Below are 26,100 nucleotides of genomic sequence, written 5' to 3'. Positions count from 1 at the left end.
AATGACGATGCAATATTCGGTCGCGGTGCGAAATGCGCGCCTCGATGTAGTCGAGACCACGATCGGGACGACACCAATCCTGCAAATCAGGTCCGGCGCGCCGCCGGTCAACTGCGCTACGGCAGACAGTGGGACCGTACTGGCCACGGTCAATCTGCCCTCCGACTGGATGACGGCAGCGTCGGGCGGCACGAAGTCGAAATCGGGCACCTGGCAAGATCTCTCGGCCGACGCGGCCGGCGTCGCGGGACATTTCCGCATCAAGGACAGCACTGGCACGACGACGCATATGCAAGGTACCTGCACCATCACGGGCGGTGGCGGCGACATGATCCTCGACAATACAAACTTTGCCGTCGGCCAGGTTTTCACCGTCGTAAACTTTACCCTGACGGCGGGCAATCCCTGATGGCGGACAATGTCACCATTCCCGCCACAGGCGGCGGCACTGCGACGCCTGTCATCGCGACTGACGACGTCGGTGGTGTTCATTATCAGGAGGTCAAGATCGATCTCGGCGGCGACGGCGCGTCGTCACCACTCCTTCGCGGTCAGCAGCCGGCGGCAAACGGGATTCCGATCGCGCCTCCGAGCGACGACACCGTCACGGTCTCCGTCGATATCACTCGGCCGGCCGACGCCACCGCCTATGCCGCCGGTGATGCCTTCGCCAATTCGACGACCGCGCCAACAGTCAATGGTTTCCAGTTAACGGGCGTCGCGCGTGGATCGGGTAAGACGGCGCTTCTGACCGATATCGCCCTGATCTACAGCAACGCGACACCGGATGTCGTCGGCGAGCTTTGGATATTCGACAGTGCCGTCACGGCGATAAATGACAATGCCTCGTTCAATCTGAGCGACGCAGACGCGAGGAAGCTGGTAGCGCTCGTTCCCTTCGTGATCAACAAGAGTGCCGGCAACAACAAGGTCTGCCACCTTGGCAATTTGACTCACCTCTGCACCTGTGTCGGTTCGGCCGATCTCAAATATCTGATCAAGGTGATTCAAGCCTTCACACCGGCCTCGGGCGACATCCTGACCGTACGCGCCAAATTTGCCAGGTTGGATTGATGTGGACGCCGAAGAAGAAGCTACTGCTGTTTCGCGGCCGGTCACCCGCGTCACTGGATTTCCTCGGTGCGCAGCTGGGTCAGAGTGTCTCGTCGTTGACGCTCGCCACATTCAACGACGGCAGTAATCTATTCGGCACGCCCGATCCGGGACAGGTCATTTTGGTCGTTTGTGGTTCCAATTCCGGCGCCGCCGGCGTGTTCACCTCATGTGTCGTGGCCGGGCTCCCGGCCGCTTTAGTCACGCCCTCGCTGTCATCGCAAAACACCGGCGCCGTGTTCGTGGCCGCTGCGCCCAGGGTTGACCGGGGAAACATAACCGTGACGATGTCATCCGCATTCGAGAGCTCGGCGATCGGCGTCTGGCGTGCCGTCTGGCACGGTGGCCTGAAAACCGACGCCTTTGCGGGCAATTCCTCCTCGGCACAATCTCTTGTTATGGCGGCCACAGCTATGGCGGTGGGCGTTGCGGGTGCGGCCAGCGTCACGCCAAGCTTTTCCAGTGGTCTAACTAACCGCGGGAGCCTCAGCGATGCATTCGGTTATGGCTGGCAATTCGGAGATGCTGTGGGCGCTCCACCGGGGGCTCTGACGATAGACGCGTCTGGAACGAGTTACCCGCTGCTCGCGGCGGCCTCCTTTGCACAGATGTGATAGCAAATGTCTCTGCTTCTCCTGTTCGCCGGGGGGCCGATCGGCCCGATCCAGGGTGATCTGACGATCGTTGAGGCCAATGACGGTCTGACCGCCTCCAGTTCTCTGCCCGTCTTCGGCTCGACTGGCTCGATCGAGGCAGACGATGTCGCCGCCTCTTCGGGTGCGCTGGTCATCACCGCTCAAGTTTTCGTCGGTGAGGCCGATGACGCCGGCGTTGCGAATGCCATGCTGTCGCTTGCCGGCATAGGGACCATTGCCGAAGACGACGACGTGCCGTCTACAGATGGGACGGTCGCGGTCGTCGGATCCGCTGCCTCTGTCGAGGAGAGCGATACCCCTTTGATGCAAGGCGCGGTCGGCGTCATGGGAGATCTTGCGGCGATCGAAGAAGATGACTTTCTGTCCGTGTCGGCTCTCATGCCGATCTTGTATCCGCGCCGAGGTGGTGACGACGTACGGGCGCGATATGAGCAGCATCAGATTGAATGGCAGGAACAGCTTCGGCGGATCATCGATCGGTCTTGGCAAATCGCCAATGGTGAGATTGACCCTGTCACTTTCCTGCCGATACCGCCGCCAGACTACAGTTCTGTCGTCGAGGAACTAAGACGACAGGCGCTGGCGCTTGATCAGACGCGTATTCGCGCTTTTGTCGAGGAGCATGAGCGGCTGCAGGAGGAGCAGGCAATCTCCATCCTTCTGCTCGCTGCGTAGGGAGAATTGGGAACATGTCGAATGATAATCTCAGACTTATCGCCCGTCTCACGGCTCGGCGGCATGGAACGGGTCGAAAGATGGATCCGTTCTACGATAGCTTTGGCGAGTTGAAGCCATATAATCCGAGTCTTCGGGAAAAGGCGGAGGAATTCATCCGTAGCAATTGGCCCGGCCCCAATCCCGAAACCAAAACACGAGATCTGATGACCATTCTCGACTGGTCTCCGGCTGGCGTCCTGATGGATGTGAACGACGCTGGGCGCAGCGCCGGCTCCGGAAATTATCTTGATGCCGGGATCACGGCAGGCCTGGCGCTGTTGCCGGGACCGAATGGAACAATGAAATCAATAGCCAATAATATCGCTGGAAGAACCCTAGAGAAGCGAAAAGCGCTCGCCTCCAGGTCGGCGAGGATATATGATCCGGAACCTCTACCGCAACGCGACTTCGAGGCCGATTATCCGAATGGAGCGACAGGTGATGCAACGGGACGACTTCTATTCGATGTGGAAGGAAGGCCGCTTGACCCCAGAGCAGTTATCGCCGGTCGAACGCATATTGGCGGAGGCGATTCCGGAGTACCAGCGGAAGCATATGACTCCATTGCGACGCAAGCAACGGGCCGCAACCCTCAGGCTGTTTCGAAGAGCACGATCGGAGGGGACGCTGGACAGTACGTGGTGGTGCAAGACCGCCGATCGGGAAAAGTAACCGACCGCAGTATCTTGCTCGACAGGGCTCTTGCGCGCGAGCAGGCGAAGAGGGTTCTGTCACATGAGCTATCCCACGCGATTGACGAGATAGTTGGAATCATCCCGTCTGCCGGGCTCGATGATGAGTTGCGCGACGTTTACAATCATCTGAACAACCCGCAAAAACACGGTCCGAGATTTGGTCCGGAGCAGCTTGGATACTCTGGCGAGCGGGTGAAGCGTGAATTGATGGCGGAAGCCGTTCGCGCTTACATGCACGATCCGAACTATCTGAAATCGGTGGCGCCCCGAACGGCCGCCGCGATCAGGGCCGCGGTGAATCCCCATCCAAGGCTTTCGAAGATAATCCAGTTCAACAGCCTAGCCCCGCTGGGATTAGGCGTGGGGGCGACTGCAATGACAGCGCAAGGGCAGGACGGCGAATGACCGTCATCTATCGAATTTCACACGCCCCAGAGCCTGCCTTCAAGAAGCGCTCGATTCTGGGTACACCCGCGCTGATCGGCGACGAGATGCCCCCGACGAAGAACATGGTCGACGGGAAACTCTACACGTCCAAGTCGGCAATGAGGGAAACCTATAAGCCGTCAGGCAACGCCGAGGGAGCGACTTTCACCGAGGTCGGCAACGATCCGGCGATGCTTCGACGTTCTTCGAGACTGAAGCCCGACCGCGCCGCCATCAAGGCGACCGTGGGGCGGGCATTCTCCCGCGCCGGGTTCGGCGCTTAGCACTCTCTCAGACAGAGGAAAGACCACATGACCGATGAAGCTGGAGCGGCAGGCGCCGCCACCGAATCCATTGCGCAATATCAGCCACGGAACGGCGCAGATGACGGCGTAGTCCAGTTCGAGCCTAACGTCGACCATACGCAGGAGACAGCGCGGAATTCCCTCGATCGTGCCTTTGCTGTTCTCGATGTGGAGACGTCGGACGGCACAGAGCAGGCACGCGACGAGTACGGGCAGGTCAAGGATGCGGCAGGCACATCCCAAGATCACAGGCCGTCGGTCGCATTGATGGAAGCGCCGGCGCGCTTCTCGGCCGACGCGAAGGCTGCTTGGAAAGGTGTACCGGATAGCGTGAAGGGCGAAGTTGGTCGCGCCTTTCGTGAACTCGAAAGCGGTATGGCGCGGTATCAAGAGGCTTTCGAGCCGCTCAGGTCATATTTTCATATGGCTAGCCAATCGAACACCACGGTGCATGATGCACTCGAGCGCTATACCGCACTCGATGGCGCGCTCATTGCAGAAGAGCCCGGCACGCGCCTGCATGCCATCGAGAGTATTCTCGATTATGCCGGCATTACGCCGCGCCAATATGCATCTTTCATCTTGGGCCAGAAGCCGGATGAGACGCAGGTCCGAAATGACGAGACTGTCCGGAACCTTCGCCAGCAGGTCACCAGCCTGCAACATCATCTTGGGGGGATTACGAAGTCGATTCAGGATCGCTATGAGGACGAGACCTTGCGGCAGGTCGAGGCCTTCGCCGAGGCTAATCCCCGCCTGAATGAGCCAGATCTTCAGATGACCGTCTTGCGTCTGCTGCAGACGCAGATGGCCGCCGACTTGCAGAGTGCCTATGAAATGGCGGAGCGGCTCACTCCCGCGCCGAACAGAATCGCTCTGAATCCAAGGCCGAACGCGGCTCAAACCCGCAACGGTAATCTCAGTGTAACGGGTGCTCCAGGCGCCGGCTCAAACCCGGCAAGACGTAAGGCCCCGTCAACCGCCCGGGAGAGCGTCGATGGCGCTTTTGCCTCTCTAGGCCTCGGGTGATTCCAACCAGCGCCATTAGGGAGCAATCGAAATGGCTTTGAATACCAATGAGCGCCTGCAAGAGGCGTTCTCGCTGGCGTTGGAGGATCGGTCGCAGGGTTATGCCGACCTTGTGTCGAACTCCAATGCGCTGCTCTTCGTGATGAAGAGGCGCAACCAGTTCAAGACCTTCTCGGGTCCGACGATCCGCGAGCGTCTGCTCTACAACGAAAGCGGCACCTATACCCGCTATTCCGGCTACGAGTTCCTGAACCCGCAGCCGGCCGAGCTTTTCAATGATGCCGAATTCACGCCGAAGCTGGCCGCGGTCAGCGTGACACTGTCGAACGAGGACATCCTGAAGAACTCGGGCACCAACCAGCTCAAGGACATCATGGAGGAGCACATTACGGCGGCCGAGCAGGAGCTCACCGACCGTTTCGTGGAAGACCTCCACAGCAATGGCACCGCCGCCAATCAGATCGGCGGCCTGCAGCTGGTGATCCCGACGGTGGTCAACTCCGGCACCTATGGCGGTATCGCCCGGTCGAATGCCATCTGGCAGACGTCGGCCTTTGACGCCAACTCGGCCTTTGCCGGCATCACCCAGGTCGACACCACCACGGTGCGCAGGATCTTCGATAGCATCCTGATCCAGCGCAGCCGAGGCCCTAAAGGCCCGAACCTGATCCTGTCCTCGCAGGAGCACTATACGGCCTATGCCGGCGCTCTCGTCGCGATCCAGCAGATCACCAACGAGAACGAGCTGGGCGCCATGGGCTTCACCTCCCTTCGCCTGCACAGCGCGAACAAGAAGGTAGACGTGGTGCTGGAAGGCGGCATCGGCTCGGCCATGCCGGCCAACACCAGTTACTTCATCGACACGACGGCGTTGCGCTTCCGCTATCACCCGGACCGCAATTTCGTTCGTTTTGGTGGGAAGCAGATGCCCATCAACCAGGACGCCATTGTCCAGCATATCGGCTTCTTCGGCGAGCTGACCATGAACAATCCGTTGCACATGGCCAAGCTCTACGACTCGGCGCCGTAAGAGAGGAGAGAAGATATGTCCAATCCCTCCAAGCACATCAGCTCGACGCTGGGCGTCAATCTGGGTGCGATCTATCCGTCGACTGACCCGTTTTATAACGAGATGCCTCTTGGCACCGTTGTCCGGGCCAAGAACGGGAGGATGTACATTTTCGCCCAGGCCTCGGCCGGCATCGCCGACAATACGGCGGTGATCCTGACCGAGCCCGCGATGACCGTTGCCGCCGGTGCTGGCGCCTGGACCACCCGCTCCGGTGCGCTCAGCGCGGGTGACCGGGCTTGGGTCGAAAGCAACGCGATCTGACAAAGTGGGGCGGGGCTTCGGTCCCGCTCTTTCTCCTCGCACCCTCTCAGAAAGGACAATTCCCATGGATGCCTCGAGCAGCAAGCATCTGCACATCGAATTCAAGAATGTCGCGGTCGAGAACCGGGCCAAATCCCTCAAGGAAGGCCGGCCGATCTTCGACCAGCAGGAGCAGGTCCACATCAAATTCGTCGGCGACACCCGCAAGGAGCTGGTGGCCCCAGCGCATGAAAAGTGTATTCGCGATCCCGCGACGAACCAGTGGGTGAGCTATGCGCAGCTTTATCACCGCCATTACGACGCCTTCAAATCGGGCGAGGCCGCGATCGGCGATGGCACCCCCATCTCTGAGCTACCTTTCCTAACCGAGGCGCGGCGTGCCGAGCTCAGGGCGCTGCATATCCATACGGCCGAGGCCTTGGCGCAGCTCGAAGGCGCGAATCTCTCCCGCCTCGGCATGTTCGGCCGCGAGCTGAAAGAGCAGGCCAAGACCTATATCGAGCGGGCGAAGGAGAGTGCGCTTGAAAGCCGCCTCTCGGCTGAGAACGCATCACTGCGCACCCAGCTCGAAGGGCTGATGGCACAAGTCACCGCCATGCAGCCCGGGCCGTACCGCGGCTCTGCAACCGACCCGATGCCGGCCATCAACAACCCGATGACAGCCCAGGCCGTCGAGCAGCCCGACGAGCCGCCGCCGCCCTCCCTCTTCGCGAGTTGGGACGTCACGGCGCTCAAGGCGTTCATCAAGGAACGCACCGGCGTAGCGCCCAAAGGCCAGCCAGGTCACGATACGCTCGTCCGCCTGGCGGAAGACGCGAACACCAAAGAGGCTGCCTGACCATGACCGTCCTCACTGCAATTCAAAATGTCTCGGCCTCGATCGCCTTGGATCGGCCGGAAGCCGTCTTCAGCTCCGCCGAGCGCGAGCATTTTGAGTTGCAGGTGATGGCGAATACGGCTGGCCTCTACATCGCCAAGGATTATGAATGGCAGGCGCTCAAGGTGGTCGCCACGCTCGCCGGCGATGGCACCAAGACCGCTTTCGATCTCCCTGCCGATTACGACCGCATGCTGAAAGCGGCCGAACTCCGGTCGAGCCGTTACATCACCTCACTGGCGCATATCATCGACAGTGATCAATGGCTCGACATGGAGATCCGCCAATTCAACCAGGTCGCCGGCATGTGGACGCTCCATGGTGGGCAGGTGCACATCCGGCCAGCGCCGGCGACGGGCGAGGAAGTGAAATTCTTCCACATGTCGAAGCTCTGGGCCAAGGACGATCAGAGCACGCTGAAGGGCGGCTTCACCAAAGACACTGACACCTTCCGCCTTTCCGAAACGCTGCTCGAACTCTGTATGATCTGGAAATGGCGTGCGCAAAAGGGCCTTCCATATGCGCAGGACCAGGACAACTACGAGGACGCGAAGGAGAAGCTGATCACCGCCGATAAGGGCTCGCGCATCATCGCCGTGGGTCGCGCGCGGCGTCTGCTCGGTGACACGCCAGCCTATCCTGTCTCGATTGTGCCCTGATGCCCAGTTTTCGCCGCCGGCAGGCGCCGGTATCCGCTCAAGCCCTCGCTGCCCCAAAGGTCTTCCCCGCGCCGATCCGCGGCTGGATTGAATCTGAAAGCCTTGCCGTGGACATTCAGGGGGGCGCTTCGATCCTCGAAAACTTCTTCCCGACGACGCGCGGCATCCGGCCTCGCGGTGGCTCGCTCCGGCACGCCACCATCACCGCCGGCGTAAAGAGCCTCATGGTCTGGCGCAGCGGCACGTCAGAACGGCTGTTCGGAACGGACGCCGCGAAGATCTACGACATTACCAGCCCAGCGAGCCCGACCATCCAGCCGGCGGCGGCCGTCAGCGGTCTCACCAGCGGCGTCTTTTCGTCGGTCATGTTTGCCGGCACGGGCGGCGATTTCCTTGTTGCCGTCAATGGCACAGATGATCGGCGGCTTTTCAACGGTGCGGCTTGGGCCACGACGCCGGCGATCACCGGCGTTACGGCATCGACGCTCTCGCATGTCTGGGTCTTCAAGAACCGCCTTTTCTTCGTCCAGAAGAACACCATGAACGCCTGGTGCCTTGCTGTTGACGCGATCGGCGGTGCCGCATCTCAGATTTCTCTCTCGGGAGTCTTCAAGAAAGGCGGTTCGCTGCTGTTCGGTGACACATGGTCGGTCGATGCCGGCGATGGCCTCGATGATATTTGCGTCTTCATCAGCACGTTGGGAGAGGTTGCGGCATTCTCCGGCGTCGACCCGGCGGACCCAGCGCTCTGGCAGCAGGTGGGCCGCTATGACATCGGCCGGCCGCTCGGCCCGAACGCCTATTTTCGCGCCGGCGGTGATCTCGTCATCGCCACGGCGGACGGCATGGTGCCGCTGTCGGCCGCCATGAACAAGGACCCGGCCGCGCTGACGCTCGCCGCGGTCACCAGGGCGATCGAGCAGGAGTGGAAGCGCCAGGCGACGGCGCGCGAAACCTCGACGAATTGGTCGGCGCTCAAATGGGTCAGCCGCAACATGGGCATCATCGGCCTGCCGACCGTCGGCGCCAGCGAGAAATGTGCTCTTGTCGTGAACCTGCTGACGGGCGCCTGGGCGAAATACTCTGGCTGGGACATCTCTTGTCAGGCAGAGATGGGGAGCAGGGCCTTCTTCGGCACGCCGGGCGGCGGCGTCATGATCGCAGAAGCCAGCGGCACCGACGACGGCGCGCCATATCAATGCACCTTCGTCGGGCTGTATGACCATCTCAGGTCGCCGGTCGCGATGAAGACGGCCAAGATGGTGCGCACTTCCTGGCTCTATCGCCAGCCCTTCGCGCCGAAGGTGTCGATATCGAGCGATTACATCGCCAAGCTGCCGGCCTATCCGCCGGCAGCACAGCATCCGAGCCTCGATGTCTGGGACGTCGGTCTGTGGGACGTGGCCCTCTGGGACGCCGGCACGGCGCAGCAACTGGTGACGAGATGGGTATCCGTCGCGGGGCAAGGCTTCGCGCTCGCACCGAATATCCAGATAACGTGCTCGCATGCGGGCCCTCCCGAGGCCGAGCTCATCTCGATTGACCTGCTTTATGAGCAGGGAGGCGTAGCCGTATGACGCCGATCTACGGTCAGGACGACACCGTGGCCAAATTGGTGGCGAGCCTGATCCCGCATGTCGCGGATCACGGCTTCGGGGAGAATTTCACGGCCATTGGCGTTGATCATGAAGACGAATTGGTGGGCGGCTTCGTCTTCAGTCATTGGTCACCCGATGCTGGCACGATCGAGATCAGCTATGCCGGCACCAATCGGCGCTGGCTGACCCGGCCGGTGCTCTACGCGGCATTTTCGTATGTCTTCGACGGCATCGCCTGCCAGATGGCAATTGCCCGAACCCCGGCTAGTCTCCAGCACGCTGTGCGCATCGTGCGCGCCTATGGTTTCAAGCAGGTGACCATTCCGCGGCTCTTTGGCCCTGACCAAGACGGCATTGTTTCAACGCTCACCGCCGAAGACTGGCGGAAGAACGGCTTTCACAAGGAGAATGCACATGGGTAAAGGCAAGGCACCGAAGGCGCCCGATCCTATGCAGACGGCGCTCGCTCAAAACAAGCTGAACCAGTCGACTGCCGGCCTCAGCCAGATCATGAGCATGATCGACCAGGTGGGGCCTGATGGCAGCCAGACCTACACGCAGTCGGGCTATCGCGATTATGTGGATCCCTTCACCGGTAGAACGACAAAGATTCCGAACTATGTCCAGACGACAAAGCTTTCGGACGCACAGCAGTTGATCAAGGACCGCCAGGATGCAGGCCAGGCTAATATCGCGGGGCTGCTCGAGCGCCTTTCCGGCCAATTTAACGGCACGCTCGACAAGCCGTTCTCGCTCGATAACAAGGCGGTCGAAGATTCCATCATCGATCGCTACAGCTCCCGAATGTCAGATCGTTTCGCCAGGGAGGCGGCGTCGGAGAAGGCTTTGCGCCTGGCCCGAGGCATTCGAGACGGCTCAGCGGCTGATGACCGCGCCGTACAAAATCAGTATCAGAAGGAAAATGACGCCTGGAACGAGTTGTTCATCAACGCTCGCGATCAGGCGGTGAATGAGAAGCTCACCGAGCGCAATCAACCGCTGAATGAGTTCGCGTCACTCCTGAGCGGTGGCCAGATCGATCAACCCATGTTCGGATCGACACCGGGAGCCAATGTCGCCAACACCGATTACGCGGGCTTGACTCAGCAGAATTATCAGAATGAGCTCGCGGCATATCAGCGGAAGCAGGATAACTTTAACAATGGGCTAGGCGCGCTCTTTGGGGTCGGCGCCAAGGCGATCATGTATTCCGATCGGCGTCTGAAAGCCGATGTGAAGAAAGTCGGAAAGACCGACGACGGCCAAAACATCTACTCGTACAGGTATCGTGGCGGCAAGCGCATGCACCTGGGTCTCATGGCGCAAGAGGTCGAGAAGAAGCACCCCGACGCCGTCACCAAGGACTCGTCCGGCTATCGCATGGTCGACTACAGCATAGCCCTTCATCTCGGAGCATAGGCAATGGTGAGTTTCATTTTCGGTGGCAATAGCGGTATCAAATCGCCTGAGGAGCTTGAGCAGCGCCGGGCATTGGCGCGCCAGCTCGTGGTGCATTCAGCGACTCAGCAGCCTAAGAATGCCTGGGAGGGGCTTGGTGCCATTGCTGACGCGATTGGGTATCGCGTCGAGCGCAATCGCCTCGATGAGGCGGAGACAAAGCAGCGTGGCGCTGCCGACGGCCGTTTCAATGCGCTTTTCCAGCCAGCGGCATACACGCCCGCCGACGCGGCCGCCGCGCCCGGCCTGTCGGGCACCGTTGCCAAAGGTGACGCCGGCGGTTGGCCGAATACCCAGCCCGCTGGCGATCGTCAGCCCGTGCGCCTGACGCAGGCCGGTGGCCCGAGCCTCAGCGAGATGCTGCAGGTCTATGCAGATCCGTGGACGTCGCCCGGGCCGAAAAGCGTCCTGCAGATGTACATCGAGCGCGAGATGCAGGCTTCCGATCCGATTCGTCGGCAGCAGCTCGAGAAGGGCCAGCTCGAAATTGATGCACTCAAGAGCCCGAAGAGACATATCTAGCGGCCCAAGCGAAGCCCGCAGTCTTCCAGCCGATCCCTCGGCCATAACCGGTTCACAAAGCCAAAACGACTAGGCCGTCGACCAGAATGCCGTCGGCGATCTCAAGTCCCCCAACCCGAATGCGGTACATCGCCGCCATTTAGGAGGATTTCGCATGCCTCGCAACGGATCAGGCATCTATGGCCCGCCTGCCGGCACAGCCGCTGTGCCCAATACTACGATAGAAAGTGCTGACTACAATGCTGTCGTCGCCGACCTGTCTCAGGCGCTGACAGACAGCGTCAATGTCCTGGGCACAGCGCCATTTCTGGCCAATCAGCCCATGGGCGGCAACAAGCTCACTGGGTTAGGCGCTGGCGCGGCGGCTGCCGACAGCCCCAATCTCGGCCAGGTCCAGTCGGAAATTGTGGCCCACGCGATCGCGGTTAGCGGAACGGCCGATGCCATAACGGCGACATTCTCGCCGGCCTTCGTGGCCTATACTGCCAAGATGCGTTTCCGCTTCACGGCCGGGGCCCCCAATACAACGACAGCTCCTACAATCAACATCGACGGCCTGGGCGCCAAGATCATCAAGAAATTGAATGGTGCGGCCGTCGCGATCGGTGACATAGCTGGTTCAGGCCATGTCTGTGATTGCGTCTATAACGGGACTGACATCATTCTTCTGAATTTCGCGCCGGTCGCCGTCGATCGCGAACAGACCTTTATTGCTAAGCAGACATATTCGAAGCCGCTCATCACCACAATGACGACGCTCGCAGATGCGGCGACGATCGCTTGGGATATGAATGCGGCATCGAACGACGTTCGGATCGTGCTGACCGCGTCACGCAATCTCGGTCTGCCCACAAACATGAACACGGGGCAAAAGGGTTTGCTTGTTGTCCAACAAGATGGAACTGGCGGCTGGGGGCTAAATCTGAATGCGATTTTTAGAGCACTGAGTCATTTCGACATTGAAAAGGCGCCTCATGCGAAGACTGCATTTGCCTATCAAGTTGTCGAGGATCACACCGCTACCAAAGTGATCTTGCTCGAGTGCATGTGGTCAGAAGGAAGATCTAGTATTGGATTCTATCGCGAATTCAATCTTGGCTCTTACGCCCCCTCCACATCTTTGCAAACACAGCATAATCTGGGGCGGCAACCATCTCTCGTACACCTAGCGTTGCACTGTACGACTGCGGACTGCGGATACAGTTCAGGCAACAGAGTATGGAATGTTGCTTCAGAGAGTGCGGCGGGAGTTGGTGCATGGGCGGATTCGAATACTGCGGGAGTTTGTATCAATAGGATTGTCATTACTCACAAGGCCTCTTTCGAGTCGTTTTTTGTAACGGTCGGTCGCTGGAACGTAATCTTAAGAGTCTATGAATGACTTCCACCAAGCTCAATTTCGCGATCGCGTTGGCCGCGATCTTTACTCAAACTTGGTTGAATCTTCTTAATGAACTTTCCCAAATTGCCGCTGCACTTATGCCATTCTGCGGGCTCGCACTCATCATAATGCAAATCATAAAGCTCAGTCGAAGCCGCAAATAGATCGCGCCGTCATGAGAAGCGACAACAACTATAGTCGCCCCAGTTGTGATCGCCTGCGTGAAAGCAAAAAAGTTCGGTACCCCTTCGTCGATACAAGTCCTTCCCCTATCAACAAAGGATCTCGCCATGAAGACCTCTCATTGGCTTGCCGCAGCCGGCTGTCTGCTCGGTATCTTGACCCTCGCCGGTTGCGTCCGTGCTTCTCCGGCACAGGAGACTTGGGATCTCAAGAAGATGGCCCAGCAGATAGACCAGACCAATGTCGTCGTCGGAGTCGGCGGCGATGGATTCTGCTCCGGCACGATCATTTCGAAACAGCATCGCCTGGTACTCACCGCCAGCCACTGTGTTACGGATCGGATCACCCGTGAGCAGCAGGAATTTGTTGATCCGGTGACCGGTGAGGTGACGAAAAAGACTGTCGAGAAGAAACTGGATCTTGAGGTGTGGCAGAACATCACCCGGGACTATCAGGTCATATCATCGCGTCATTATGTGGCGAAGATCGTCGGCAATGACGCCGGCAACGATGTTGCGTTGCTCCAAATCCTCGATGTCGACTTCAAGGCGCCGATGGAGGCTCCGTTCGCGCCGGACAGCCATGTGCTGATGCGGGGGCAGACTATCTATGTCGTCGGAAATCCGGGCGTAATCCTCGATAATTCGGTCACTAAGGGCATCGTTTCCTCGGCTGAACGCACGCTTGCTATCGGAGGAAAGTCGCTCAAGGTCTTCCAGATCGACGCCGCCAGCATCGGTGGCAATTCCGGTGGGTCGGTACTCAATGAGCGCGGCGAGCTCGTGGGTACGCTTGATGCTGGATTGCGTGGATCGGGCATCAACTTCGCTGTGCCGATCTCTGCCACCAGGGGGCTTCTTCGCCGTAGTGGGTTCGGCGATGTCGTGGGTGATGAAACAAAGAAGCGGGATAATGTCTCGCCGGGAGTGCGCTAATGCGTCGGCGATCCACTGACTATATTGTCCTTCATTGTTCGGCGACGCCGCCGACAGCCGATATCGGTGCCGCCGAGATCCGTCAATGGCACAAGGCCAAGGGATGGAACGACATCGGCTATCACTTGGTAATCCGTCGCAATGGTGAGGTGGAGGAGGGCCGGTCACTCGAAGAGATCGGCAGTCATGTGAGAAACCACAACGCCAGTTCTGTCGGTATCTGTCTTGTTGGTGGAGTCGATGCCCGGCAGCGGCCCAGAAACAACTTCACCGCTGCGCAGTGGAGCGCGCTAAAGAATCGACTGGCTGACCTGCAGTCGCGGTTTCCGTCTAGCCGCGTCATCGGCCATCGTGACTTTCCTGGCGTGACCAAAGCATGTCCATGTTTTGATGCCATCGACTGGGCGGAGGTCAACGGTTTCCGCGTCGCTGCACGGTTTCAGTTGGTTACGGCGTCCATGCTGCGTGCCGTCCGGCGCGAGGTGGAGGATGGCGATGAGATCGACAATGTTGCGTCAGTTCCGGTAACTGGGCAGGGCAAATGGCTGGCGGCGATCTTGGGATCTGGGGGCGCAGGGTCGCTGGCCGGTTTCGGCTACGGGATGGATTGGCTGAGCCTCCTCGTCCTCATTCTGGGACTAGCCTCTATAACCTGCGGCGTTCTTCTGACCATCGGGCATGAGCGCCGGGAACGGCTCTGGGACAGGTTGTTTGGATGATGGCCATTCTCGCCCGTATCGGGCTCGGCGGGGTTGGTCTCAAGGGGGCCACGACGCTCATCGTAACCCTGTTGGCCTTAATCCTCGCGGCTGGGCTCGCGACCAAGCTCTACCTAGCCGGTATCCACGCTGAACGCGTCAGAACGCTTGAAGCGACCATCACGCAGATCAAAGCAGCACTTCTCGCCAATGAAGTCGTCATACGCCAGGCCGAAGCCGATGCCCGTAACGCTGAAGAGGAAGAACGCAAACTCAAGGAACTCATCGATGCGCTTCAGAACGAAAAGTCCTATCCTCTTACTCGTGAGCATGTTGACGGCGTGCGTCGGATCGACGACAGCCCCTGATGTAAGGGTGCCACTCCCCGATCCTCCCGCGAGACTTCAAATACGTTGCGAGCTCCCAAAGGTGTCGATCGGGCAGGACGCCGTTCAGGCGCTCTATCAGAACCGCGCCGCGCTGAAGACCTGCGAAGGCAAGCGTCGCGATTGGCAACGCTTCTACCGCTTTCTGCGTGAGAGGAGGTAGGTCATGCCAAGAAAGCTTATCCTCACCGAGCGCAAGCTCGGCCGTGAGCGAGCGGCGGGCCAAGCCTTTCCCGACGATGGCCTGATCGAGATCGACCCACGGCTTGAACCTCGCCAGTGGCTTTCAACCTTGGTTCACGAGGCGGTTCATATCGCCTTTCCGGATGCCGATGAGCGCTCGGTTGTCCGCGCCGAACGCATCATCACCCGCATATTATGGCGGGCCGGAATTCGCCGAATTTATCAGTGAATGCCCGTCTGGGATATCCCTGTGCCGCTGAGGCAATCAGCTGTTCGTTTTCTTGTCGGCTCGCCCGAGAGTCCTCTGCAGACAGGGTCAGAGCCCGAGCCAGTTCACGATACGATTACCAAGAGGCATATCTTTCCGAGTCCAGACGATAGTACTGTTACCGGGCTCCTCGGAGGCGACCTTGGCCTTCGTCGTTTTTTTGATAGGCTTCGTCTTCGCTGTCAGCGCTTTTGTCGTTTTCGTCTTGGCTGGCTTCAATTTGACAAGTTTCTTACGAGCCGGCTTCTTCTGTGCGACTGGTTTCTCGTCCGGCCTAACTTCAACAATTACCTTGGTTGTTGTCGCCTGAGCTTGTGGCGATGGCTCGGCCGGTTCGGCCACCTGAGCTTGCGGCAATGGCCCCGCTGTTTCCGCCGGGCTGCCCGCAGGCTTGGGCGCAAACCAGGGAACACTGGCCGGACCGCGTTCAACCACAGTCGTCTTATGGGGACTTATAATCGGGTCTTGTCGCGTGGTCGTGCCCTGCTGCTCGAGGCAGCGATATACGGTCGTGGCTGAATCGCCGGAAGCGGATGAAGGGCTCAGACATTCACTTTGAGCAGTGTGTGCAACACCAAGAAAGCCGAATAATGCGGCTATAAGGAGCACCCACGATTGTTTTGCGTGTCCGTCCAGTTTCACCGTCTCGAGCCTTCAGCGAATCTCATCAGCAGGCGGATGAAAGCAATCATACTACAACAAGGAATTCTTCAAAATAGGGATGAATTCAAGCGTTCTTTCATCGCGCTGTGGCGAAACTTTGGCGTCTGTTCTCCATTGGCTGTGGGTGAGAATAGTGGCAAGCGAACAGGTTGGCAGCGCTGCGCTCGTGTTTGGGAATGGTATTCCTAGCGCGATGGGCCAATTCCTTGCGAAACGGGCAATTCAAATTGGGAATTTCTGTGCCGGTCGAGACGACGCGCGCACAGACCCCTTAGATTTCCGAGAGTGCGCGTTCACTGCAGGGAAATGGTGACCCCGGCACGATTTGAACGCGCAACCCTCAGATTCGAAGTCTGATGCTCTATCCAATTGAGCTACGGGGCCCCGGGTGTGATCTAATCCCATGACGGGTTCCTAGCAATGATCTCACATTTATTTTGTGGCCGACCTTGACCAGGAGCTCTCGTTCTCCATATAATTAATTGACTAATCGATCTATTTTTAATATTGAGTAGGAGATGAGACATACGCTTTCATGAACGTTGGTGGTTGGGTTTTCTCGGGCTGATTGGCATAATAAATCACCGGATGCCCTCGCCGCCTTCAATGGTGACAAGGGCCCAATCGAGTATCTCTATCTGACGTGGCTGATCTGGCTTCTCTATTTTGTGCCGCAGAAGCGGCGCTCCATACCCTTACCGCACTGACGGCCCGCGCTGCCGATATCGACGGCGAGAAAAGCTTTGGCCGCAGTGATGTGGTTGCGCGCTCTTTGTGGTGGCTATGGCGATCGGATACTCTATAAGCGCTTCAACTTAGAAGTGAGCTACGATCCTCCCGGGATTAAGAAGGCGCGACATTCGCCCGCATGACGCTCTTGGCCGTGCGAGCGATACGAGCTGTCTCCCGAGTAGGGGGCGTAGCGACACGAGCTTGTTACAATCGGCAATGCCTCTCCTGTTGACGCCGCGCGCCGGCTTGGGCGACGAAGGCGGACATGGACGGAGCAGTCACGAGAAGTGGAATCCATGTTCGGTTTGTGGAAGCGGTATTTGCCGCGACGGATCAAGCGGCGTGCCATGGTCTACTGGTACGACGTCGTTGCTAAAATGAACACAAGTGGGGATCTGCTTTTCCTCAATCACGGCTATGCCGAGCCCGGGCATGCTCCGAATACCATTACACTGCCACCGGACCTTGAAGACCATCGTTATCCAATCCAACTCTACGATCTTCTTGCACGGCGCAGGGATTGGGACGGCAAGGATGGGCTCGAAGTGAGCTGCGGCTTGGGTGGCGGCGTCATGTTTCTGGACCGTCGCTATCGACCGCGCACGATGACCGGTCTCGACATCTCTACGGAATCGGTTGCCGCATGCCGCCGCCGCTACAATGAATCGCGCCTGCGGTTTGAGGCGGGAGACGCGCAGGCAATGCCCTTTGCCGACAATAGTTTTGATATCGTGATAAATGTCGAATCCTCGCTCAACTATCCGAACTTCTCGGCCTTTCTCCGCGAGGTGGATCGCGTCCTGAAGCCAGGAGGAACATTCCTCTTTGCCGATTATCGCCGCAGCGGAAAAATGGCGAAACTCCGCCAGTCATTGACCGATATGGGTTACGACATTGAGATCATGGCGGATATCACCTCCGGCATTGTTCGGGGACTTGAGCTTGGACTGGAGCGCAAGCGCGCATTGATTGATCGTCATGTCGCCTTGCCGTTGCGCGGTATCGTCCGGGGCTTCGCCGGCCTGTCCCGTGGAAGGGATGAGGAGCGGGACAAATTTCATGCTGGTGTGAAGAGCTATCTCATGGCCGTGCTGACGAAGCCCAATACCGCCCAGTCTTGAACGATCAACGGGGGTAAACGCAAGGATTAGGGATGGATTTCGATCCGGCCGAACTACTTGCCAAGCCGCTGATGGCCTATCTGGCCACCGATAGCCCAAATGGGCCGCGCTCCTCGCCTGTCTGGTTTCTATGGGAAGAGGATGCCGTCTGGCTGATCGGAAACAAGGAAGACAGTTTTCCCAAAAGGCTTCGAGCCGATCCGCGTTGTGCCGTGAGCGTGGTCGACTTCGACATCGGGCGCGGCGTACTCCGCCATGTAGGCATCAGAGGACGTGCCCGGATACTCCCTCTCGATCAGACCAGGCTGCACCGGTTGCTAGTGCGTTATCTGGGGTCAGATCCGCAGGCCTGGAACACCTGGTTCAGGACCAATGTTGTGGATGGGCTGGAGCTGATGATCAGGATCACGCCGGAGACCACAATCGTGAAAGACATGTCCTATTTCAAGACGGGTCCCGACTTTGCCGAGTAGCGTGCAGGCGCTCCTTTGTTGCCTGGAGCCGGTTGGGAGGGGATCGACTTCGACGAGCGTTTCCCGGCCGCAAGCCACATTAACTCATAGTCAAAATTTGCCGAGGATAATGATGCCGGGGCATAAGGTGCCGCTCGGCACGTTGCAGCGTGGGGTCCACGATGGGAATTCTCCGAAGCCTATTTGGCTCAAAAATGCCGCCACCGGCGCCGCCGGCTGTGGTGGACGCCGCTGTGGCGATTGCCGCGGAGCCGCACCGCTCTGCTGCACCCTTGCCACCTGATGCGGCTGTGTCCGCGGCGCCTCTGCCGGCTCAACGTGAAGATCGTCGCTTTTTCGAGATCCTGGAAACCTACCAGAACCGTCTGCGTCCATTGCACGATTGTGTGACATGGGACGCTGAGGAAGAGAAGCGGTTGAAGGCACTTCGCATCGAGGCCTATCAGCTGCGCAACGCCACCGGCTTTCAGCCGCATGATGTTTTCCATCTTTGGCCCTATCACCCCGTCGATCCGGATCACGTCATCAAACGGGTGGCGCTGAAAGCCGGAACGCCGATGCCGTTGCCCGAATATTCGCAGATCTTGCATGTGACTGTGGTGTCCGATCGCGTCATGAAAGCGATCGTCGCGTTGGAAGAGGGGCGTCACGCCTTCTTCCCCCTGGAGATCGTCTCAGCGGACGGTGAATCTCGCCATCGCTATTATTTCATGCAGTTCCTCGAGCAGACGGACTGCACGGTTCCCAAGCTTGGCGGCTTTCGAAGAGGTGTGCGACAGGACGGGACGACCTACTGGGTTCGCTCGTCTGCCGATGAGAAGGTCTTTCTCGATATCGAGCGCGTCGGCACCCGTCATCTCTTCCAAGACAAACGTGCCAAATGGGGCTGTTTCATATCGGCCGATCTGGTGGGCAAGTTGAACGACTTCTTACCGCGTGGTCTTCATCTGGCCGAGGCAGGGGTGGTGCGTAAGCACAGTTGAGTATCCCCCCGCAGGCCTAAGAAGTAAGCATCCGTTTACGATTGGATCATGTCGCCCCTTGCTGTCGATGACGCCGACATCATCAGGAGCATAGTCGGAATTGCGCGGTCTCTTGCGCCTGGGCTGGATTGTAGAGCGCCAGGATTGCGGCCCGACGCTCTGAATCAGGTGCGCTATATACTCCACAGAATAGGGATCGTCGCACCTGATCTCTTCAAGCGTATCGAGCTTGTGCTGATGGAGAGGCTTTCGCCGGAAGACTGGCAGAGTCTCCGCGCGGCTCTGAACGGCGGCGTGCCGCAGTCGCGGCCAATGCCGCGCCGCCGTCGGTCTCGCGTCAAAGAGCTTCCATTTTGACCGCAAGTCTCCGTAGTTGCTCAGGATTTATGAGCTTAGACAAAGTGTCATGTGCCCCTTGCCACATCGGCATCGCACATTCCAGCCGACTTGCGCCTTGTTCAGTGAGCCATACGGCACGGCGCCGGAGATCTGCATCGACGGTTGCGATCTCGATCAGTCCCGCCGCTTCGAGCGGACGTAGATTGCGCGAGAGCGTCGATTGATCGAGCCCTGATCGCTCCGCAAGAGAACCGATCGTATCGTCCTGGGCGCTCGCGATATGGATCAGGAGGCCGAACTGCGCCAGGCTGAATCCGGCCTCGGCCAGCCTTTTGTCAAGAAATCTGGTGATCCGACGTGCCGCGAGCCGGACATTCAGGCCAGCGCAATATTCAGCGGCTAGCCGCGCATCGGCTACCAGCGTCTTTCTTGGAGAAGCCTTGTCCCTGTTCATAATTGCATGTATATACATTATTTGTAGATACATGGAAATATGAAATGGCGACCTCCGTTCTTGATCGCATCGGCAATACGCCTCTGCTGGAGTTGCGTCGCATCGTGCCGCCGGGTTGTGCCCGCATTCTGATAAAGCTTGAAGGAGAGAACCCCACCGCCAGCATGAAGGATCGCATGGCGCTGGCCATGATCGAATGTGGCGAGCGCTCCGGCCGTCTCAAGCCCGAGGGCCGCGTCGTCGAATATACCGGCGGCAGTACTGGTGTATCGCTCTCACTCATTTGCGCGGCAAAGGGGTATGAGCTCAGCATTGTGACATCGGACGCCTTCAGTATCGAGAAGCGCCGGCATATGGCGGCCCTCGGCGCCGAACTGACCATCATCCCCAGCCACGGCGGCGGCATGGACGCGGCGTTGACCCGCAATATGGTCGCAGCGGCGCGCCGGATCTGCGAGCAGACAGGCGCCTTCTGGACGGATCAACTCAACAATGAGGACCAGCTCACCGCCTATCATGCAATGGCAGATGAAATTCTGTCACAGACACAGGGGCGCATCGATGCTTTCGTGCAGGCGACAGGGACCGCCGCGTCCGTGCGCGGTATTGCCGAGGGGTTCCATCGGCGCGAGAGGCGTGTCCACATTGTTGCGGTCGAGCCAAAGGAGTCCGCGGTCCTTTCCGGAGGCGAGAGTGGCGTTCACAAGATCGAAGGAGTTGGCGCGGGTTTTGTCGTGCCATTGTGGCGCGCCGATTTGGCCGATGAGATCTTGCCGGTTACGACCGATGAAGCAATGGCCATGACCCGCCGCCTGGCGCGGCTGGACGCGGTCTTCTCGGGCACCTCCACGGGTGCCAATCTGGTTGCGGCGATCGATATCGGCATGAGGCTTGGGCCCAAGGCGACAGTCGTCACCATCATGTGCGACTCGGGAACCAAGTATCTGAGCACTGCGCTCTATGGAGAGGGCGGCCATCAATCAAAATGATGACGGGCCGGCGTAAGCCGGCCCGTCGCAGCAAGACCTTCGGTGAGGGCGCATAAGCCGAAGATCATGCGAGCCCGAATGCTCATTGAGTTAAGTCGGCAGCAGTGTTCAGCCGTGGCGCGGCATATCACGTGTTGAGGCTGAAGGTCAGAAGAATGTATCGAACCTTTGCCGATTTGCGGATGCTTGTTGTAGTTTAATCACAGCGGATCGCTGATCTGGCTTGGAGTGAAGTGACAACCGGTCGACTGCGCAACTATCCACGGCGCAGCGAGATATCTTGAGATTTCATTGAGACGGGTTGTCTTGGGCAGGTGTTCTCGAATAGCTCACTTGACCGATCCGCTATGTCGTTCTCTGGCCTGGAGTAAGCCCGCCGCCAACGTCAGCGGCGGGCCCCCCGGATGCCGCCACATGTCGATGGCGACATGAGGTCAAGCGATGCAGATCGAAAAAGTTTCCTGACTCGGATCATTAAATTTCCATAGGGTTGCCGGATCGATGAAGTCCTGACAGCTCCAGATCGGCTATGGGAACCGAGCGCGAACGGATTCCAGTAATATTCCGGTACTGGTCTTCCGGTTCTCGGATGATTGTTCGCTTTTTGGTGCGTTTTCCAGCTTGACCGGGGCGGTCTAACACGGCAAAAGCCCTGACAAATCAAGTGTCGGAGTGTAGCGCAGTCTGGTAGCGCACCTGCTTCGGGAGCAGGGGGTCGGAGGTTCGAATCCTCTCACTCCGACCAATCTTCAAATCCCATTGAATTTATTGGGTTTTGTCCGGACGTTGGAGGGAATACTAGGGAATTTCCCCGATTCACGTCCTCTGACTGGCCGTCTGTTGTTCCACCTCCTGAAGCGATACATGTCGCTGCACCGCTGAAATGGCAGCGGCACCTGGCAATCGGTCAGGGGCTACGTCTATGAGGTGTCGAGCGATGCCGGACGCCTGCCGACTGCGGCTTGGAAATCAACTTGAAAATCTGGCAAGCCATTATTGCGGCGCAACGATCGAGCCAGTATATGGTCCCCCTCCGGTCGATGGGGCGTAGCCAAGTGGTAAGGCAGCGGATTTTGATTCCGCCATTCCCAGGTTCGAATCCTGGCGCCCCAGCCAATCGTCGACAGCGATTATTGTCCCTCGGCAAGCTCGTTCTTGAGCTTCTTGAGAATGTCGCCGACCTCGCGTTTCAGCCGGTTGTTTTTGGCGGCGCGAGCCGCGGCCGCACGGATGTCATCGAGGGCGGCCGATTGTTTCCGTAGCTGGTTTTCCAAGCCCGTCGCGGCGACCGTTTGATCCTCCGGATTGGGGGCGGTGGTGAGAGCTAGCGTTTCAGATGGCACCGGGAGCGTGAATTTTTCCACGAGATTGTTGATGCCCTGCGCCGAGAGCGACCTGGGATCGGCGAAACTGTCGAACACCGAGAAAGCATTGCCTTGCGACCGGCTGCGTTCGAGCGCGATATCCCCCATATCGAGCCAGATATATCCAGCGCCCGCGACACTCTTTTTCAGCTGCTCTCTTTGCGTTTGCGGGTTGGGAACGCGTTCGCCCGCGTAGCCTCTGTAGCGGGTGAGCTCGGGCACGATATTGTAGAGAGAGGGCACATAAACCACGGTGACCTTGGTCGGGACGACGTTCGGTGCCAACGCTTTGATCGCCGTGATAACGGCCTCCGGCGTGCCAAATTTCTGATCGGCGGCAAAGTCGTCCTCGGAATAGAGGTAGATGACCTCTTCAACTTGACCTTGATATCGGGATGCTGCCCTTGTCAGATTGCAGAGGACCTGTTCGGACGAGGCGCCTGGTACACCTACATTGACATATTGCCGGGTGCTGTCCTTCGCCTGTAGCCGTGAGGCAAGAGTGCCGGAGTCGTCGAGCATCGGGCCGAAGGCGGCGGAATCGCCTGCGACGAGCACCTTTCTTGGCCCTTCGAGAAAGGGCACGGTCACCCGCTCACCTGCGGCATTCGTGGAGAGCTTGTGCGCGCCACGACCATAGTCTTGGAAGAATCTGACCAATTCCACCGGAAGCTTCGCCTCCCGCGCATGATGGACCGCGATTGGAGCGAGGGGCTCGAACAAGTTGGACCGAAGGAAGAAGGCGACTTCATCGAGATTGGCTCGCGGACTCTCGCATTCCCCATCGCGCCGGGTCAGCTGCGTACGCTCTGTTTGCGTCTCCTTATAGGGGGAGTTGATCAGGCCGACATCGGCTTCGATCATCTTGGGCACAAGTGCCTTGAGTTCTGACTCGTCCGTGACAATACCTGGAAGCGAGATAGGTTCCTGGCTGTAGTAGGCCAATAGCCTATCCCAGCCGTCCGTCATTTGGCCGACGCCGGCCGACATGATGTTCTGCCACGAAAGTATGGCCACCAGAATCAAGGCCGCACCGATCGCGACCAACAGGCTGCGGAGCATCAGAGGCCTCCCTTGCCCGCGGCAGCCATACTCTCGTCTGTCCTGGACCGAATGCCCAATGCCGCCGCCATGCAAATACCGCTTTGCGCCCTCACCGGAATCTTGCGGGTATTGCGGCCAGCTTTCAACGATTTTTTTGCAGTCAGTGAATCTCGCGGGTTAAGGCTATCCACATCTGGTGGAATGCTGCTATGGGAAAGTTCCGCCGGACGGTCGCTCTTCAACCGCAAGGCGATCTGGTTCCGCAACGCGTTACGGCCCTCTCATGACGCCCGGCATCTCCTTACGTATCGTCGCCACGGCGCTCGTTCCCTTTGCCATAGGCTATCTGCTCTCTTATCTCCTACGGGCGGTGAATGCTGTCGTGGCGCCGGATCTCATCGCGGATTTCGCGTTGACGCCGGCTGAAATCGGGCTTTTGACGTCGGCCTATCTCCTGGCTTTTGCGCTGTTCCAGCTTCCGCTCGGGGTGCTTTTCGACCGCTATGGTCCGCGCCGGGTTCAAACCGCGCTTTTGGTGCTTGCCGCGGGGGGCTGCGTGATTTTCGCATTGGCGCCGGGCTTCACGACCCTGTTTCTTGCCCGTGCCGTAATCGGATTAGGCTTTGCCGGCGGCCTGATGTCGGGCTTCAAGGCGAGCTCGCTCTGGGTCCCGCTTGAACGCCGGGCGCTCGTTAATGCCTGCATCATGTCGACGGGCGCGCTGGGGATCATCGCCGCCACCGAGCCCACGGCTCATCTGGTGCGCGAGGTCGGTTGGCGTTATTCCTTCCTTGTCTTTGCCGGTCTGATCGCTTTGTGTGCCGGCTTCATTTTCGTGGTCGTGCCGCGCCGCGACGGCGACCCTGTCGTCGCCCGCTTTGGTCAGCAATTCACTCAGTTGCTGCGGATCATGAGATTGCCGCTCTATTGGCGCCTGGCCCCACTTCTGGGTCTGACCACGGGGGTGCAGATCGGTATCCAGACCCTGTGGGCGGGCCCCTGGTTCCGTGACGTTCTGGGCTTCGACCGCATGCAGGTCGCGCGCCATCTTCTCTGGATGGCAGTAGCCTTCATGGTCGGCATCTTGTCGAGCGGCTTTGCCGTCGACCGGCTGGCACGGCGCGGAATCAGCCCGTTGACGGTCATGCTCGCTTATCTTCTCGTTTATCTCGCCGCCCAGACGGTCATCATCTTGCGGCTGCCCGATCTCTCGGTGGCGGCCTGGGTCGTGGTGGCGGCAACTGGACAAGTCGGTATCGTCGCCTTCCCCTGGTTTGCCGCTCAGGTCGGCAATGAACTGGCAGGCCGCTCCAATGCCTCGCTCAATTTTGCCATGTTCATATCGGCCTTCATGGTCCAAGGGGCCATCGGCGTGATCATCGGCTTTTTCTTGCCGACCACAACTGGTTACGCGCCCGAGGCATATAGCTGGGCCATTGGGTTTTTCCTCATTTTGCAGTTGCTGGCGCTGGGCTGGTATCTGAAGCCCATGCCTGAGAAGGAGATTGCCTATGGCCGGTCCTAATCCCGTCATCGCCGAAGTGACCCGAGGCGGCATTGTCGAAAGCCGCCATACCGGCGCCTACGCGGTTGTGGACAGTGACGGCAGGCTCGTCGCTTCGGCTGGTGATATCGAGCGTCCGATCTTCCCGCGCTCGGCGATCAAGGCATTTCAATGCCTGCCTCTGGTGGAAAGTGGCGCCGCCGAGCATTTCAGCTTCACCGATGAGGATGTCGCACTGGCCTGCGCCTCGCATAATGGTGAGGCTGCCCATGTCAGGGTGGCGGACGGTATGCTGGCCAAGGCCGGTATGAGCGAGGCAAATTATGAATGTGGCGCGCACTGGCCCTATGAGCTGAGTGCTCAGCACGACATCCTGCGCCGCGACGAGGAACCGCGCGCTATCCACAACAACTGCTCAGGCAAGCATGCCGGCATGCTGGCCCTTGCTCGGCATCTGAAGGTGCCGGCCGAAGGTTACACGCGCATCGAACACCCGGTTCAGCGTGGCGTCGCGAAAGTGATGAGCGAGCTCTGCGATATCGACATCGACGCTCAGCCGCACGGCGTCGACGGCTGTTCGGTGCCGACCTGGGCCGTCCCTTTGCGCAACCTGGCGCTGGGATTCGCCAGATTCAGCTCGGGCGCGGGATTGAGCGCATCGCGCGCCGCCGCTTGCCGGCGCATCATCGAAGCGGTTCGAGCTCATCCCTTCATGGTGGCGGGGTCCAATCGGTTCTGCACCAAGCTCATGGAAAGGGTCCCGCGCGCTTTCGTGAAGACCGGGGCGGAGGGCGTCTTTTGCGGCGCCATCCCGCATGCCGGATTGGGCATCGCGCTGAAATGCGATGATGGTGCGCATCGTGCCTCCGAGACGGCGATGGCGGGGCTCATGGCATCATTGCCGGTCTGGACCGAGGCCGAGCGCGAAGCGCTTCTGGGCTTCGCCGCAACTGATCTCAGCAACTGGCGCAAGATCCATGTGGGCGACGTTCACGCCGCGATCGGCGGCGCT

29 protein-coding genes and 3 tRNA genes are annotated in these 26,100 nt (G+C 59.2%); 28 read left to right on the top strand and 4 right to left on the bottom strand.

Annotated features, from left to right (window positions below):
- Window position 1 precedes the first annotated feature (1 nt).
- From JHL16_RS27245 to JHL16_RS27150, 20 genes are all read left to right on the top strand, one after another.
- Window positions 2-409: a hypothetical protein gene (locus JHL16_RS27245; RefSeq protein ID WP_200188040.1), complete on the top strand. Its 408-nt coding sequence runs from the start codon at window positions 2-4 to the stop codon at window positions 407-409.
- Window positions 409-1,074: a hypothetical protein gene (locus JHL16_RS27240; RefSeq protein ID WP_200188039.1), complete on the top strand. Its 666-nt coding sequence runs from the start codon at window positions 409-411 to the stop codon at window positions 1,072-1,074. The genes JHL16_RS27245 and JHL16_RS27240 overlap by 1 nt, the downstream gene beginning before the upstream one ends.
- On the top strand, window positions 1,074-1,727 hold the full coding sequence (locus JHL16_RS27235) for a hypothetical protein (protein WP_200188038.1): 654 nt from the start codon (window positions 1,074-1,076) through the stop codon (window positions 1,725-1,727). Before JHL16_RS27240 ends, JHL16_RS27235 begins: the two co-directional genes overlap by 1 nt.
- 6 nt (window positions 1,728-1,733) lie before the next feature.
- Window positions 1,734-2,444, top strand: coding sequence for a hypothetical protein (locus JHL16_RS27230; protein WP_200188037.1), 711 nt, complete (start codon window positions 1,734-1,736; stop codon window positions 2,442-2,444).
- An 80-nt stretch (window positions 2,445-2,524) separates the two neighbouring features.
- Window positions 2,525-3,586, top strand: a complete 1,062-nt coding sequence (locus JHL16_RS27225; RefSeq protein ID WP_200188036.1) for a hypothetical protein — start codon at window positions 2,525-2,527, stop codon at window positions 3,584-3,586.
- Window positions 3,583-3,891, top strand: a complete 309-nt coding sequence (locus JHL16_RS27220) for a hypothetical protein (protein WP_200188035.1) — start codon at window positions 3,583-3,585, stop codon at window positions 3,889-3,891. The genes JHL16_RS27225 and JHL16_RS27220 overlap by 4 nt, the downstream gene beginning before the upstream one ends.
- Before the next feature lie 27 nt (window positions 3,892-3,918).
- On the top strand, window positions 3,919-4,941 hold the full coding sequence (locus JHL16_RS27215; RefSeq protein WP_200188034.1) for a hypothetical protein: 1,023 nt from the start codon (window positions 3,919-3,921) through the stop codon (window positions 4,939-4,941).
- Between the two features lie 31 nt (window positions 4,942-4,972).
- A complete protein-coding gene (locus tag JHL16_RS27210; protein ID WP_200188033.1) occupies window positions 4,973-5,971 on the top strand; it encodes a phage major capsid protein in 999 nt (332 codons plus the stop codon).
- Window positions 5,972-5,986: 15 nt separating this feature from the next.
- On the top strand, window positions 5,987-6,274 hold the full coding sequence (locus tag JHL16_RS27205; protein ID WP_200188032.1) for a hypothetical protein: 288 nt from the start codon (window positions 5,987-5,989) through the stop codon (window positions 6,272-6,274).
- 64 nt (window positions 6,275-6,338) lie between these two features.
- On the top strand, window positions 6,339-7,112 hold the full coding sequence (locus tag JHL16_RS27200) for a hypothetical protein (RefSeq protein ID WP_200188031.1): 774 nt from the start codon (window positions 6,339-6,341) through the stop codon (window positions 7,110-7,112).
- A gap of 2 nt (window positions 7,113-7,114) precedes the next feature.
- A complete protein-coding gene (locus JHL16_RS27195) occupies window positions 7,115-7,810 on the top strand; it encodes a phage adaptor protein (protein ID WP_200188030.1) in 696 nt (231 codons plus the stop codon).
- 107 nt (window positions 7,811-7,917) lie between these two features.
- Window positions 7,918-9,387, top strand: a complete 1,470-nt coding sequence (locus JHL16_RS27190; protein WP_200188029.1) for a hypothetical protein — start codon at window positions 7,918-7,920, stop codon at window positions 9,385-9,387.
- Window positions 9,384-9,830, top strand: coding sequence for an N-acetyltransferase (locus JHL16_RS27185; RefSeq protein ID WP_200188028.1), 447 nt, complete (start codon window positions 9,384-9,386; stop codon window positions 9,828-9,830). The genes JHL16_RS27190 and JHL16_RS27185 overlap by 4 nt, the downstream gene beginning before the upstream one ends.
- Window positions 9,823-10,827 (top strand): tail fiber domain-containing protein, encoded by a 1,005-nt coding sequence (locus tag JHL16_RS27180; RefSeq protein ID WP_200188027.1) that lies wholly within the window; start codon window positions 9,823-9,825, stop codon window positions 10,825-10,827. The genes JHL16_RS27185 and JHL16_RS27180 overlap by 8 nt, the downstream gene beginning before the upstream one ends.
- A 3-nt stretch (window positions 10,828-10,830) precedes the next feature.
- The gene (locus JHL16_RS27175) at window positions 10,831-11,388 is read left to right on the top strand and encodes a hypothetical protein (protein WP_200188026.1); all 558 of its coding nucleotides are present in this window, start codon (window positions 10,831-10,833) and stop codon (window positions 11,386-11,388) included.
- 154 nt (window positions 11,389-11,542) lie between these two features.
- On the top strand, window positions 11,543-12,769 hold the full coding sequence (locus JHL16_RS27170) for a hypothetical protein (protein ID WP_200188025.1): 1,227 nt from the start codon (window positions 11,543-11,545) through the stop codon (window positions 12,767-12,769).
- Window positions 12,770-13,059: 290 nt separating this feature from the next.
- Window positions 13,060-13,887 (top strand): trypsin-like peptidase domain-containing protein, encoded by an 828-nt coding sequence (locus JHL16_RS27165; protein ID WP_200188024.1) that lies wholly within the window; start codon window positions 13,060-13,062, stop codon window positions 13,885-13,887.
- Entirely contained in the window at window positions 13,887-14,606 is a 720-nt protein-coding gene (locus JHL16_RS27160) for an N-acetylmuramoyl-L-alanine amidase (protein WP_200188023.1), read from the top strand. The genes JHL16_RS27165 and JHL16_RS27160 overlap by 1 nt, the downstream gene beginning before the upstream one ends.
- Window positions 14,603-14,953 (top strand): hypothetical protein, encoded by a 351-nt coding sequence (locus JHL16_RS27155; protein WP_200188022.1) that lies wholly within the window; start codon window positions 14,603-14,605, stop codon window positions 14,951-14,953. Before JHL16_RS27160 ends, JHL16_RS27155 begins: the two co-directional genes overlap by 4 nt.
- A gap of 184 nt (window positions 14,954-15,137) precedes the next feature.
- Window positions 15,138-15,383 carry a hypothetical protein gene (locus JHL16_RS27150; protein WP_200188021.1) on the top strand — a complete coding sequence of 82 codons (246 nt, stop codon included), beginning with the start codon at window positions 15,138-15,140 and terminating at the stop codon, window positions 15,381-15,383.
- An 87-nt stretch (window positions 15,384-15,470) separates the two neighbouring features.
- Here JHL16_RS27150 and JHL16_RS27145 read toward each other — a convergent pair whose 3' ends face one another.
- A complete protein-coding gene (locus JHL16_RS27145; protein ID WP_200188020.1) occupies window positions 15,471-16,064 on the bottom strand; it encodes a hypothetical protein in 594 nt (197 codons plus the stop codon).
- 328 nt (window positions 16,065-16,392) lie between these two features.
- A tRNA-Arg gene (locus tag JHL16_RS27140) sits at window positions 16,393-16,469 on the bottom strand.
- 644 nt (window positions 16,470-17,113) lie between these two features.
- Here JHL16_RS27140 and JHL16_RS27135 point away from each other — a divergent pair.
- From JHL16_RS27135 to JHL16_RS27125, 3 genes are all read left to right on the top strand, one after another.
- Window positions 17,114-17,938 (top strand): class I SAM-dependent methyltransferase, encoded by an 825-nt coding sequence (locus tag JHL16_RS27135; RefSeq protein ID WP_200188019.1) that lies wholly within the window; start codon window positions 17,114-17,116, stop codon window positions 17,936-17,938.
- Window positions 17,939-17,970: 32 nt separating this feature from the next.
- Window positions 17,971-18,411 carry a pyridoxamine 5'-phosphate oxidase family protein gene (locus JHL16_RS27130; protein WP_200188018.1) on the top strand — a complete coding sequence of 147 codons (441 nt, stop codon included), beginning with the start codon at window positions 17,971-17,973 and terminating at the stop codon, window positions 18,409-18,411.
- Between the two features lie 233 nt (window positions 18,412-18,644).
- Window positions 18,645-19,394 carry an imm11 family protein gene (locus JHL16_RS27125; protein WP_200188017.1) on the top strand — a complete coding sequence of 250 codons (750 nt, stop codon included), beginning with the start codon at window positions 18,645-18,647 and terminating at the stop codon, window positions 19,392-19,394.
- Window positions 19,395-19,731: 337 nt separating this feature from the next.
- Here the strand turns inward: JHL16_RS27125 and JHL16_RS27120 are convergent, their stop codons facing one another.
- On the bottom strand, window positions 19,732-20,187 hold the full coding sequence (locus JHL16_RS27120; RefSeq protein ID WP_200188016.1) for a MarR family winged helix-turn-helix transcriptional regulator: 456 nt from the start codon (window positions 20,185-20,187) through the stop codon (window positions 19,732-19,734).
- Between the two features lie 44 nt (window positions 20,188-20,231).
- Between JHL16_RS27120 and JHL16_RS27115 the strand changes: the two genes are divergently transcribed.
- The 3 genes from JHL16_RS27115 to JHL16_RS27105 all read left to right on the top strand — a co-directional run bounded on the left by JHL16_RS27115 (window position 20,232) and on the right by JHL16_RS27105 (window position 22,292).
- Window positions 20,232-21,176, top strand: coding sequence for a PLP-dependent cysteine synthase family protein (locus JHL16_RS27115; RefSeq protein ID WP_200188015.1), 945 nt, complete (start codon window positions 20,232-20,234; stop codon window positions 21,174-21,176).
- A 668-nt stretch (window positions 21,177-21,844) separates the two neighbouring features.
- Window positions 21,845-21,921 (top strand) — tRNA-Pro (locus tag JHL16_RS27110).
- Between the two features lie 296 nt (window positions 21,922-22,217).
- Window positions 22,218-22,292: transfer RNA gene (locus tag JHL16_RS27105), tRNA-Gln, on the top strand.
- Window positions 22,293-22,306: 14 nt separating this feature from the next.
- On the opposite strand, the gene JHL16_RS27100 is transcribed toward JHL16_RS27105, so the two are convergent.
- Window positions 22,307-23,602, bottom strand: coding sequence for an SGNH/GDSL hydrolase family protein (locus JHL16_RS27100; RefSeq protein WP_200188014.1), 1,296 nt, complete (start codon window positions 23,600-23,602; stop codon window positions 22,307-22,309).
- Window positions 23,603-23,867: 265 nt separating this feature from the next.
- Here JHL16_RS27100 and JHL16_RS27095 point away from each other — a divergent pair, with 265 nt between their 5' ends.
- Complete coding sequence (locus JHL16_RS27095; RefSeq protein ID WP_200188013.1) at window positions 23,868-25,109, top strand: MFS transporter; 1,242 nt, start codon at window positions 23,868-23,870, stop codon at window positions 25,107-25,109.
- A partial coding sequence (locus tag JHL16_RS27090; RefSeq protein ID WP_200188012.1) for an asparaginase occupies window positions 25,096-26,100 on the top strand: 1,005 nt, incomplete at its 3' end. The genes JHL16_RS27095 and JHL16_RS27090, both read left to right, overlap by 14 nt.

Source organism: Taklimakanibacter albus, assembly GCF_016595235.1.
Classification (GTDB): domain Bacteria; phylum Pseudomonadota; class Alphaproteobacteria; order Rhizobiales; family Aestuariivirgaceae; genus Taklimakanibacter; species Taklimakanibacter albus.
The sequence above is the reverse complement of the archived record's forward strand: the minus strand, read 5'-3'. Positions and strand labels throughout refer to the sequence as shown.